This is a genomic window from Cognatundibacterium oligocarboniphilum (genome assembly GCF_013377855.1).
Lineage (GTDB): Bacteria > Pseudomonadota > Gammaproteobacteria > Burkholderiales > Burkholderiaceae_D > Undibacterium > Undibacterium oligocarboniphilum.
In genome coordinates, this window is sequence record NZ_JABXYJ010000005.1 from 335,284 (window position 1) to 347,685 (window position 12,402).

Sequence of the window (12,402 nt, forward strand, 5' to 3'; positions counted from 1 at the left end):
AAAATTGAATTAGCCAAAATTTGGTGAAAATATGATGAACGATATTTCTAAACACGAAGATATTTCTGCGTTGACCGATGGGGAAATGAGTGAGGCAACCATCATTGCCTTACTAGCACGGATGAATTCACCTCAGGAAAAGCAAACCTGGGACGTTTATCATCAGATTGGTGATGTTTTGCGATCAGATGATCTGGCTGTTCCTGTCAGTGCTGATTTTGCGAAGAAATTTTCAGCCCGGTTTGCGTCAGAGCCTGTGATTCTGTTGCCCGAAACACATCGCCAAAATAAACAATCGAAAGGATTTCCTTACCTGCGAACATATATGGGCATGGCGAGTGCTACTGCTGCGGCCATTTTTGCATTGTTAGTCATTCCACCCTTACTGCATCAGAATGATCGGTCTGCTACTTCTGTGCAGGTTGCGCAAAGTGGTCAGAGTCGTGGGACAGCCACGCCGATACAGCTTGCATCTGCGCCAGTTCTGGTGAATGAGTCGCCGCAACAAATGGCCAGCAATGATGCAGAGGCTATTGTTGCAGGGAAGACTGTAAACGAAAAACCTGACGTTCGCGTTGAAATGCTGAGAGATCCGCGTATTGACAGTTATTTGTTGGCGCATCAGCGATTCTCTCCATCGATTGGTAGCACACAATATGTGACCCGTGCCAATGCTGTAACGGGTACTCCGGAGAAATAAAGACTATGTCGCTTGGTCGTTTAAAGTGTGCGGGAATAATTTTCGGCGTGTCTTGTGCAGCCGGTATTGCCAGTGCGGGAACACTGAATCAGGAAGATGAGCAAAAAAATGCTTTGGAAATATTGCATAAAATACAGTCATCAGCTGAAAAACTCAATTATGCAGGCACTTTTGTCTATCAACAGGCGAATCAAATCAGAACATCACGTATCACGCATTATGCCGATGTAAATGGTGAGTTGGAAAAGCTCGAAATACTTGATGGAAAACCGCGTGAATACATCCGAAAAGGGGACGAGGTATCCTGCTTTTTGCCGGAAACTAAAACCATCCAGATAGAAAAGAACGTGACCCAGGAAGTGTTTCCTGCTTTGTTGACGCAGAATATGCAATCACTCCCGGATTTATACTGGATCAAAAAGGGGGAATTAAACAGGGTCGCTGGTGTAGAGTGTCAGACATATCTGCTGGAACCTCGCGATGCTTATCGCTACGGCTACCGCCTTTGTTCTGAAAAAAATTCAGGTTTGTTATTACGTGCGCAAACTGTCAATACCAAGAACGAAGTGATTGAGCAGATCGCATTCACACAATTAAAACTGGGTGAAATTGATAAAAGTAAATTAAAACCAAGTTTTCAGAATGTCGCTCAGTGGCATATTGAAAATCTGACCGTCCAATCCAATATCAGCTCAGGCTGGATTGTTAAGTCCTTACCGGCAGGGTTTAAAAAAATCCGGGAATTGAAACGCGTTATTCCTACTCCCTCCGACTCAGGCAAACAGTCAGCATCCCATCAGGTGATACAGATGATTTTTTCGGATGGTCTTGCAGCATTTTCTGTGTTTATTGAACCGGATAATGAGGCCCGTACCGAGGGGAGTCTGCAGCAGGGGGCTCTGACGATTATGGGGCGTCGTCGCGGTAGTTACTGGCTGACTGTGGTTGGAGAGGTACCGGTGTCAACCATTCAGCAGGTCATGAATTCTATAGAATTAAAATCAAAGTAATCTGTGTTTGAGTTTTTAACGTCGTGTGAATAAGTGAGTAAATAACATCATGAAAGCAAAAAATTTTTTTCCAGCTAAAAAAATTATTTCTACTCTGGTGATGAGTACTTGTGTCGGTTTTATTGCGCCAGCATCAGTCAATGCATTACCTGTCGCTGAAGCTGCTTCCGCTGCTGCCGTATTGCCCGATTTTACGGATCTGGTCGATAAAGTTGGGCCAGCTGTCGTCAATATCCGCACAACAGAAAAACTGCAACATTCCCAGGCAGGAAATGCTCTGGAGGATGAGCAGATGCAGGAATTTTTCCGCCGGTTTTTCGGAATGCCTATCCCAAAACAAAACCCGGCACCTAAAGGTCGCAAACAAGTACCGCAACAAGAGGAAGAAGTTCCGCGGGGTGTTGGTTCCGGCTTCATCGTTTCCCAGGATGGCTATGTCTTAACCAACGCTCATGTGGTTGACGGAGCGACTGATGTTTATGTAAAGTTGACGGATAAGAGGGAGTTCAAGGCAAAAGTAGTTGGTACCGACAAACGTACCGATGTTGCAGTCCTGAAAATTGAAGCCTCCAAATTACCCAAAGTGACGGTTGGCGACTCCAGTAAAATCCGTGCTGGTGAGTGGGTCATTGCGATCGGTTCCCCGTTTGATCTTGAAAATACCGTCACCGCGGGCATTATCTCTGCCAAGGCGCGGGATACCGGTGATTATCTTCCATTAATCCAGACCGATGTTGCCGTTAATCCGGGAAATTCGGGTGGCCCGTTAATCAATATGCGTGGTGAAGTTGTTGGCATCAACTCGCAGATTTACAGCCGCTCTGGTGGATACATGGGGATTTCTTTCGCAATTCCGATTGATGAAGCAATGCGGGTTGCCGAGCAGTTGAAGGGGGCGGGTAAAGTAACCCGTGGACGAATTGGTGTCCAGATCGGAGAGGTATCAAAAGAAGTTGCGGAATCCATTGGCCTGCCAAAAGCCCAGGGTGCTGCGGTCGTCAGAATAGAACCAGGCACGCCTGCTGAAAAAGCGGGCATTCAGGATGGCGATATTATTTTGAAATTCAACGGTCAGACGATCGAAAACAGAAATGATTTGTTGCGGGTAGTTGGTGCAACCAAGCCAGGCACCAAATCAACGATTACCGTCTGGAGAAAAGGCAGCACCCGTGATTTGAGTATTGTCGTGGCGGAAGCCGAACCTGATAAGGTCGCCCAAAAAAACGATAAAAAAGCTAAAAAAGAACAGGCAAATTTCCTGGGATTAGTTGTTGCCGATTTATCGGATGCGCAGAAAAAAGAGTTGCCAGATGGCGGGGTGGTTATCGAAACTGTTGACGGTGCAGCCGCAGCGGCTGGTTTGCAGGCTGGAGACGTGATATTGACTCTGAATAATGCTGACGTAAAAAACGCTAAACAGTTTAATGCGATGGTCAGCAAATTGGATCAGAAAAAAATGGCAGTACTGCTGGTGCGTCGGGAAGGCATCTCTCAGTTTATTCCGATAAAACCATGAAACTGAAAATCTGATTCACTACCTGACGTTTGGTCGGATTATCAAAAGCTGTCCTGATTCAGGGCAGCTTTTTTTATGGATATGCGTCATCCTTGGGGCACAAGACATATAATGTCGCACTTTATTGAAGGATCAGGATTGTCCGCTGATGATTACATTCACATTGTATTCCCGTAGTTACTGCCATCTTTGTGATGACATGCTGGAGCAACTTCGGCATTCTCTGACGAATCCGGAGCAATTTGCTATTTCCGTTGTGGATGTTGATACAGATCCATTACTGCTGGCGCAATACGATGAACTGGTTCCGGTTTTGATTGGCCAGAAAAATGTAGGGCCGGTACAAAAAATTTGCCATTATTTTTTAGATAAGCAAGCATTAGACGCTTTTTTAAAAGCCTGACATGCCAGAAAATTTGAATTTGTTTGATTATGCACATGAGGTGATCTGCGGTGTCGATGAAGCCGGACGCGGGCCTCTCGCCGGCCCGGTTACTGCCGCTGCGGTGATTCTGAATCCGGCACGGCCGATACATGGTTTGCGGGACTCTAAAAAGCTGACGGAAGTGCGCCGGGATGCGTTGGCTACAGAAATTAAAGCGCATGCACTGGCTTGGGCGATTGCGGAATGTTCAGTCGAGGAAATTGATCAGCTCAATATTTTGCAGGCATCCATGCTGGCAATGCGCCGTGCAGTGGAAAAATTGTCTGTCACACCTACGCTGGCATTGATTGATGGAAATCGATGCCCGGTGATGTCTGTCAGATCAGAAGCCATTATTAAAGGTGATGATAAGGTTGATGCAATTTCAGCAGCATCCATTCTGGCCAAGACTGCGCGTGATGCTTTGTTATATCAGTTGCATCAGGAATATCCGCAATACGCCCTTGACCAGCACAAAGGGTATCCGACCGCATTGCACCTGGAGCGATTGCGTCAGCATGGTGTTGCGCCAATCCACCGCAGATCCTACGCACCGGTGAAAGTTTTGTTGAAATGAAACCGATTATTTCTCGCGAAAATGGTCTGTATAAAGATCTGAAAAATCTGGCGGCCAACTCCCAGGCTCGTCGTAAAGCAGGAAAAACCTTATTGGATGGCGTACATCTGTGCGAGGCTTATTTGCAGCAGATTGGTATGCCACAGTTATGTGTGGTGGCTGATACAGCACAAACACATCCCGAAGTTGCCGCCATTTTATTGAAATGTGAAGCGCAGCAGGTGCTTTGTATTTCTTTACCAGAGAATTTATATCAGGCAATCAGCCAGGTTGAAAATGGGGTCGGAATTTTATTCGTCATTCTGACGCCAGTCCCAGTATTACCCGAAATGATTGAACATACCTCTGTGGCACTGGATGGTTTGCAGGATCCCGGAAATTTGGGTTCTTTGCTACGCAGTGCAGCAGCGGCGGGAGTGAGGCATGTATTTTGCGCTCCCGGTACTGCCTTCGCATGGTCTCCTAAAGTCATGCGAGCCGGAATGGGAGCACATTTTTTGCTTAATATTTACGAGCAGGCCGACTTGCAAAGCATCTTGAGTGTCGCCAGGATCCCTGTACTGGCAACCAGCTCCCACACCCAGACGACCATTTATCAGGCTAACCTGAAGCAGGCTGTCATCTGGCTTTTTGGTCACGAGGGACAGGGGGTGTCGCCGGAGCTAATGAAAATGGCCACACAGACGGTGACAATTCCTCAACAGGCAGCGATAGAGTCGTTGAATGTCGCTGCGAGTGCAGCGATCTGTTTATTTGAGCAGGTCAGGCAGCAATTGTCGGTTTAAATAATTGGCCAATTAGTTGTTATCTAATTAATGCTGCCTTTGGCAGATATCAGTACACCCGGGTATCTGCTTTAATTTCCTGAAGAATGGTTGTTGAAATTTCTTCAATCGACTTGGCTGTCGATGAAAGCCAGCGAATTCCTTCTCTTTTCATCATTGCTTCCGCTTCATTGATTTCGTAACGGCAGTTTTCGATCGAGGCATACTTACTGCCGGGACGGCGTTCGTTCCTGATTTCAGATAGGCGCTCTGGCGCAATGCTTAGTCCAAAAATCTTGTTTTTGAATTCTGGCAAGGCTGTCGGAAGTTTGCCGCGTTCAAAATCATCGGGAATCAATGGGTAATTGGCCGCTTTGATCCCATATTGCATTGCCAGATATAGACTCGTCGGTGTTTTTCCGGAGCGGGAGACGCCAATCAGAATCACATCTGCGGTCGATAAGTTTTTATTGGATTGCCCGTCATCATGCGCCAGTGAGAAATTAATTGCCTCAATCCTGTTTTTATATTCCTCTGAATCGGCAATATTGTGGCTGCGCCCGATGGTGTGTGTCGATTTGACGCCCAGTTCCTGCTCAAGCGGAGAAACAAAAGTTTGTATTAAATCCATGTGCAGGCCTTTGGATTTAAATACGACATTGGCTAAATCTGCTTTGACCAGCGTGGAAAATACAATCGGACGGGTTCCTTCTGCCGCATAAGCGTCATTAATACGCCTCACTGCGTCGTGCGCCTTGTCAACCGTATCAATAAATGGCAGCCGGATTTGCCGGAATTTCAGGTCGAACTGCGTTAATACGGAGTGACCAAAAGTTTCAGCAGTGATGCCTGTTCCATCAGAAATAAAAAAAACAGTCCGATTTGCTTTAGGGAGGGAGGGCGTGTCAGGCATGGTCAGAATTTTCAAAAAGAGAGATGAAATTATTACACAATGAAACAACAAAAAAAGTCGGCAATATAATGGGATGCCTGAAACAATTTTGCAGGACACAATGTAAAATGCGGTAACAGTTTATGAAACGCAGTTGTCTCTAAGAATAACAAAAAATGATGGCTGACGTAGCAATCCGGCAGTAGACAGTAAAGATTTCTTACCATCAAAAAGAGGTTGTTATGTCCAACGCAGCAAATACCGGGGCAACTTATGTTGCTTCGTTTGAGCATTTACGAATGACGGATGTTGAATCTGTCGGCGGAAAAAATGCATCTTTAGGCGAAATGATCAGCCAGCTGGCTTCTGCCGGTGTCCGCGTGCCTGGTGGTTTTGCCACCACCGCACAAGCATTCCGCGATTTTTTATCGCATAGTGAAAATGGCGGCGCTCCGTTGGCGCAGCGTATTGCCGATCGTCTGGCAGATCTGAATATTGATGACGTGAAAGAACTGGCAAGAGCCGGTGCTGAGATCCGTCAATGGATTATTGATACGCCATTTCAACCCCGTTTGCAAAAAGAGATCGAAGATTTCTACAGCAAACTGGTTGCTGATTCTGTGGGTGAAGTTTCTTTTGCTGTCCGATCTTCAGCAACGGCAGAGGATTTGCCTGACGCGTCATTCGCCGGTCAGCAGGAAACTTTCCTGAATGTTGTCGGGATCGAGAATGTACTGGAGGCAATGAAGCACGTATTCGCCTCTTTGTATAACGACAGGGCAATTTCTTACCGCGTGCATAAAGGATTTACCCATGCCGAAGTGGCATTGTCGGCTGGTGTGCAACGCATGGTACGTTCTGACCTGGGAGCGGCTGGTGTCATGTTCACAATCGACACCGAATCCGGCTTTAAAGATGTGGTTTTCATCACTTCCAGCTATGGTCTGGGGGAAACCGTAGTACAGGGGGCGGTCAATCCGGATGAGTTTTACGTTCATAAACCGATGCTCGAACAGGGCAAATTGCCTGTTATTCGCCGCAATATCGGTTCCAAACTGATCAAGATGGAATTCACTGGCGAAGCAAAGGCTGGACGTTCTGTCAAAACCGTGGATGTGCCGGTAGAAATGCGCAACCGTTACTCTCTGAATGATAACGAGGTCGTTGAACTGGCAAAATATGCCGTCATCATTGAAAAGCATTATGGCCGCCCGATGGATATTGAATGGGGCAAAGATGGACGCGACGGGAAGTTATACATTTTGCAGGCGCGCCCTGAAACCGTCAAATCCCAGCAAAAGGTAACGGATGCGCAGCAGCGCTTCAAACTGAAGGGTACCGGTACCGTATTGGCGGCTGGTCGTGCAATTGGCCAGAAAATCGGTGCCGGTCGTGTGCGCGTAATTCATGATCCATCCGAGATGGAGCGCGTGCAGCCAGGTGATGTACTGGTCGCTGACATGACAGATCCTAACTGGGAGCCGGTCATGAAACGTGCGTCAGCCATTGTGACGAACCGTGGTGGCAGAACTTGTCACGCTGCGATCATTGCGCGTGAGCTGGGCGTGCCTGCCGTTGTGGGCTGCGGTGATGCCACTGATATATTGAAAGATGGCACACTGGTAACGGTTTCTTGCGCCGAGGGTGATGAAGGCAAAATCTATGATGGTCTGCTGGAAACCGAGGTCACGGAAGAACTGCGCGGCGAATTGCCTAAGTTACCACTGAAGATTATGTTGAACGTCGGTAATCCTCAGCTGGCATTCGATTTCCAGTCGGTGCCGAACGAAGGGGTAGGCCTCGCGCGACTGGAATTTATCATTAACAACAATATTGGTGTTCATCCAAAGGCTATTCTGGAGTATCCGAATATTGATGCCGACTTGAAAAAAGCGGTTGAATCGGTGGCGCGCGGACACGCATCCCCAAAAGCGTTCTATGTAGATAAACTGGCTGAAGGGGTGGCGACGATTGCTGCTGCTTTCTGGCCAAAAAAGGTGATTGTCCGTTTGTCCGACTTCAAATCCAATGAGTATAAAAAACTGATCGGCGGCTCTCGTTACGAGCCGGATGAAGAAAATCCGATGCTTGGCTTCCGTGGCGCTGCACGTTATCTCGCCGCAGACTTTGCTGAATCATTTGAAATGGAATGCCAGGCGATGAAGCGGGTTCGGAACGACATGGGCTTAACCAATGTAGAGATCATGGTGCCTTTCGTCCGGACTTTGGGGCAGGCAGAAAAAGTAGTGAGTTTGCTGGCTAAAAATGGCCTGAAGCGTGGAGAGAACGGCTTGCGTCTGATCATGATGTGCGAGGTTCCGTCGAATGCCATTCTGGCGGAAGAGTTCTTGCAATACTTTGATGGTTTCTCTATCGGATCGAATGATCTGACTCAGCTGACACTCGGTCTGGACCGTGATTCCGGAATGGAATTGCTGGCGGCCGATTTTGACGAACGTGATCTCGCTGTGAAAGCGATGTTGTCCCGTGCGATTGCTGCATGTCGTAAACTCGACAAATATGTTGGTATTTGTGGACAAGGGCCTTCGGATCATCCGGATTTCGCTGCCTGGCTCATGAGCGAAGGTATTGAGTCGATTTCGTTGAATCCTGATTCTGTGATTGATACCTGGCAAAAACTCGCTCAGATCAGTTAATCAGTGCGTGTCAGATAAGATTGTCTAAAAAACGGGAGTGCGTTATTGCACTCCCGTTTTTTTATGGTCATTACGATCCATGTATTCAACTTTGAAATTTATGTATATATAGAGAGGAAGTTGATAGAAAAATATTGGATTTGATGCTTACAATGAAGTGTAAGATGATATTTTTATGGGTAAATTTACATTTATTTTACCGATGCAATTTGTAGTAATTTAGATCACAATACAAAAAACATAAGGAGAAAGCCTATGAATACTTGGATGGTATGGGCGACGTTAGCGGGGGCAGTCGTGATTCTGGAGTTGTTCTCGGGAACATTTTATTTACTGATGATTTCATTTGGTTTATTGGCGGGTGCTGTCGCCGCATTTTTGTCAGCCGGAACTTCTGTCCAGCTGGTTACTGCAGCCATTGTCGGAACTGTTGCGACATTAGCTTTGCATAACAGCCAATATGGGTGGAAAGGTAATAAAGACGCCGCCCGTGATCCGAATGTCAATATGGATATCGGACAGACGTTGACGGTTAGCCAATGGCAGGAGCAGGGCGGGGGCAGATACACGTCCCGCACGATGTATCGGGGGGCGATGTGGGATGTTGAGTTGCAGCATGTGTCCGGATATCCCGGAGAGTATGTTATTCAGGAAATTCAAGGCAGTCGTCTGATCGTCCGTCCTGTATAGGAAAGTTTGATTATTTTGTTCAGTCCGGGCCGGTCAGTTTTTCAATCACAATAAGGTGAATGTATGGAAATAGGTAGCGTAGCTCTGGTAATTTTTATATTGGCGATTGTTTTCGTCGTTAAAACAATTAACGTCGTTCCCCAACAGCACGCCTGGGTCGTGGAACGTCTCGGTAAATATCACAATACACTGGGGCCGGGTCTGAACATCGTCGTTCCGTTTATTGATCGGATTGCCTATAAACATGTGCTGAAGGAAATTCCGCTGGATGTGCCGCCTCAGGTTTGTATTACCAAAGATAATACGCAATTGCAGGTAGACGGTATTCTGTATTTCCAGATTACGGATGCGATGCGTGCCTCATACGGGTCGTCCAATTATATTGCTGCAATTACCCAATTAGCCCAGACCACGCTGCGTTCTGTCATCGGTAAAATGGAACTTGATAAGACCTTTGAAGAGCGTGATCATATCAACACAACGATTGTCAGTGCGATTGATGAGTCGGCAGCCAACTGGGGCGTAAAAGTACTTCGTTATGAAATCAAGGACCTGACGCCACCAAAAGAAATTTTGCATGCAATGCAGGCACAGATTACGGCGGAGCGTGAAAAAAGAGCATTGATCGCCGCATCAGAAGGTCGGAAGCAAGAACAGATTAATATTGCAAATGGTGAGCGGGAAGCGGCTATTGCAAAATCAGAAGGTGAGAAACAGGCATCGATTAATCGTGCAGAAGGCCAGGCTGCCGCGATTCTGGCAATTGCACAGGCCAGTGCTGAAGCGATACGGAAAACAGCATCCGCTATTCAGGAGCCAGGTGGACAGGATGCCGTGAATCTCAAGGTGGCAGAACAATATGTCGGCGCATTCGGAAATCTCGCAAAGACCAATAATTCGATTATTGTTCCGGCCAATCTGGGCGACATGAGTGGTCTGATTGCGACTGCGATGCAGGTCGTGAAATCGCAGAAGCCAACTCCATAACTTGCACCCTCTGCCAATATTGGCATAGAGTCCGAAACTGCGCTTCAGGTGCAACATCCGCAGCGCAGTTTCGGAGGAGCGTGAGGCGTTTTCAGCGACCGCCTTGTCTGATTTCTCCAAACAGATTTTTCAATTCTCTTGGTTGCGAGCGCCAGTACTGTGGCGGAGCATCCACCGTCCCCCCCAGTTTTGCTGCAGCGTGCCAAGGCCAATGTGGGTCATAAAGAATGCCGCGTGCAATGCCGATCAGGTCTGCCTGACCATCATTTAAGATGCGTTCGGCATGTTCCGCTTCAGTGATTAAACCGACGGCGATCACTGGCATAGAAGTAATTTTTTTGATCGTTTCGGCAAAATGAACTTGATAGCCAGATTCCAGTGGAATTTTCTGTTGTGTTGATAAGCCCCCGCTGGACACATGGATGAACGCGCAATGTTTTTGCTCCAGTGCCTGAGTGTAGGTAATGCTTTGCAGGATATCCCAACCGCCCTCAACCCAATCGCTGGCGGAAATTCTGACCCCAAGCGGGTAATCTGCTGGCAACACTTCTTTTACCGCATCGATCACTTCCAACGGAAATCGCATCCGATTTTCCAGGTTTCCACCATATTGGTCAGTGCGCTGATTCGACAACGGTGACAAGAACTGATGCAACAAATAACCATGTGCGCTATGAATCTCGATGGCATCTATTCCGAGACGATAGGCGCGAATCGCGGCATCGGCAAAAGCCTGTTTGATTCTCTGCATACCTGCGAGATCCAATGCTGCCGGAGCCGGTTCATTGGACCCATGAGGAATAGCTGAAGGCGCTACGGTATGCCAACCACCTTCGGCCACAGGAATCAGCTGCCCACCTTCCCATGGCCGTTGGCTGGATGCTTTGCGCCCAGCATGTGCCAACTGAACGGCGATCGGCATGGAAGAGTATTTTCTGACCGCACTCAGGGTGTTTTTTTAACCGGACTCTGTAGCGTCGGACCACAGGCCGACGTCATAAGGAGAAATTCGCCCGATCGCCTCGACCGCCGTTGCTTCGATAATCAGCATACCCGCACCGGATAATGCCAGGTTGCCGAGATGGATGGTATGCCAGTCACTGACAAGGCCGTCCTGTGCTGAATACTGGCACATGGGAGCGATAATAATGCGATTTTTAAGGTGCAATGAACCAAGATTAATGGGAGAAAACAGCGTGCTCATCTGGTTTATCTTTCTTTGATTAAAAAAATCTTACCCGGCATCATAAGTCAAAATAATGAATGCTGCTTCCTTCCCTGACGATCATCACGCTTATCCGGATCGTACGACAGAGGTCAATATCTGGGATCCAAAATATTTGAATGACTTGTCCAGATTATTCGGGGGTGTCAGCTCTTGTGAATAGATGAGTTTGTCCTGATATGGAGTAGCCACTCTACGCATTTGTAGATATGTGAAGATCTCCCGTACGAACAGCAGGGCAGAAACCGATTTAAACATTAACCGAAACTTAATAATGACAAATTTAATCAATACATTGCAGTGGCGTTATGCCACCAAAAAAATGAACCCTGCGAAAGCAGTTCCACAGGAAAAAGTTAACCATATCCTGGAAGCCATACGATTGACGGCCACATCCAGCGGATTGCAACCATATGAGGTATTGGTCATCACCAATCCCGAGATACGTGAAAAAATCAAGGCAATCGGATGGAAGCAGGCCCAGATTACAGAGGGGTCTCATTTGTTGGTATTTGCCGCATGGGATAACTACACGCCTGAGCGCATCAACATGATGTTTGATCTGACCAATGACGAGCGCGGTTTTAAAAATGAGGGTTGGGAGAATTATCGGAATATGCTGCTGGCTAATTATCCTCAGCGTGATGCCGAAGTGAATTTCCAACACGCGGCCCGTCAGGCATATATCGGCTTAGGAACGGCGCTGATTGCTGCTGCGGAAGAACAGGTCGATTGCACACCTATGGAAGGATTTGATCCTGCAGCACTCGACGAAATTCTTGGGTTGCGCGCAAAAGGCCTGCGCAGTGTCGTCATCTTGCCGTTAGGCTATCGTGAAGAGGATAAGGATTGGCTGGTGAATCTGAAAAAAGTACGCCGTCCTGCAAGTCAGTTTATTTCCGAAATTCAGTAATTGATACTTAGTCATTTCGGGATTTGAATCCAGAAAGCACAAAGTAG

The 12,402-nt window shown here is 47.3% G+C and carries 11 protein-coding genes and 1 pseudogene; 10 read left to right on the forward strand and 2 right to left on the reverse strand.

What is annotated here, in order from left to right:
* The first annotated feature begins 31 nt into the window (after positions 1-31).
* The 6 genes from HV832_RS10875 (at position 32) to HV832_RS10900 (ending at position 5,012) form a co-directional block, all read left to right on the forward strand.
* Positions 32-700: a sigma-E factor negative regulatory protein gene (locus HV832_RS10875; RefSeq protein WP_176803852.1), complete on the forward strand. Its 669-nt coding sequence runs from the start codon at positions 32-34 to the stop codon at positions 698-700.
* 5 nt (positions 701-705) lie between these two features.
* A complete protein-coding gene (locus tag HV832_RS10880) occupies positions 706-1,710 on the forward strand; it encodes a MucB/RseB C-terminal domain-containing protein (RefSeq protein WP_176803853.1) in 1,005 nt (334 codons plus the stop codon).
* 49 nt (positions 1,711-1,759) lie between these two features.
* Positions 1,760-3,226: a DegQ family serine endoprotease gene (locus tag HV832_RS10885; RefSeq protein ID WP_176803854.1), complete on the forward strand. Its 1,467-nt coding sequence runs from the start codon at positions 1,760-1,762 to the stop codon at positions 3,224-3,226.
* A 148-nt stretch (positions 3,227-3,374) separates the two neighbouring features.
* Entirely contained in the window at positions 3,375-3,629 is a 255-nt protein-coding gene (locus HV832_RS10890; protein ID WP_176803855.1) for a glutaredoxin family protein, read from the forward strand.
* 1 nt (position 3,630) lies between these two features.
* Positions 3,631-4,227, forward strand: a complete 597-nt coding sequence (rnhB, locus tag HV832_RS10895; protein WP_176803856.1) for a ribonuclease HII — start codon at positions 3,631-3,633, stop codon at positions 4,225-4,227.
* On the forward strand, positions 4,224-5,012 hold the full coding sequence (locus HV832_RS10900; RefSeq protein WP_176803857.1) for a TrmH family RNA methyltransferase: 789 nt from the start codon (positions 4,224-4,226) through the stop codon (positions 5,010-5,012). Before rnhB ends, HV832_RS10900 begins: the two co-directional genes overlap by 4 nt.
* 49 nt (positions 5,013-5,061) lie before the next feature.
* On the opposite strand, the gene ppsR is transcribed toward HV832_RS10900, so the two are convergent.
* Positions 5,062-5,904: a posphoenolpyruvate synthetase regulatory kinase/phosphorylase PpsR gene (gene ppsR / locus HV832_RS10905; RefSeq protein ID WP_176803940.1), complete on the reverse strand. Its 843-nt coding sequence runs from the start codon at positions 5,902-5,904 to the stop codon at positions 5,062-5,064.
* 221 nt (positions 5,905-6,125) lie between these two features.
* On the opposite strand from ppsR, the gene ppsA reads away from it, so the two are divergent.
* The 3 genes from ppsA to HV832_RS10920 all read left to right on the forward strand — a co-directional run bounded on the left by ppsA (position 6,126) and on the right by HV832_RS10920 (position 10,217).
* Entirely contained in the window at positions 6,126-8,540 is a 2,415-nt protein-coding gene (gene ppsA, locus HV832_RS10910; protein WP_176803858.1) for a phosphoenolpyruvate synthase, read from the forward strand.
* A 255-nt stretch (positions 8,541-8,795) separates the two neighbouring features.
* Positions 8,796-9,230: an NfeD family protein gene (locus HV832_RS10915; protein ID WP_176803859.1), complete on the forward strand. Its 435-nt coding sequence runs from the start codon at positions 8,796-8,798 to the stop codon at positions 9,228-9,230.
* Between the two features lie 63 nt (positions 9,231-9,293).
* Positions 9,294-10,217, forward strand: a complete 924-nt coding sequence (locus HV832_RS10920; RefSeq protein WP_176803860.1) for an SPFH domain-containing protein — start codon at positions 9,294-9,296, stop codon at positions 10,215-10,217.
* A gap of 91 nt (positions 10,218-10,308) precedes the next feature.
* On the opposite strand, the pseudogene HV832_RS10925 reads toward HV832_RS10920, so the two are convergent.
* A pseudogene (locus tag HV832_RS10925) lies at positions 10,309-11,421 on the reverse strand (NADH:flavin oxidoreductase/NADH oxidase).
* 295 nt (positions 11,422-11,716) lie between these two features.
* On the opposite strand from HV832_RS10925, the gene HV832_RS10930 reads away from it, so the two are divergent.
* Positions 11,717-12,355, forward strand: coding sequence for an NAD(P)H-dependent oxidoreductase (locus HV832_RS10930; protein WP_176803861.1), 639 nt, complete (start codon positions 11,717-11,719; stop codon positions 12,353-12,355).
* Positions 12,356-12,402 lie beyond the last annotated feature (47 nt).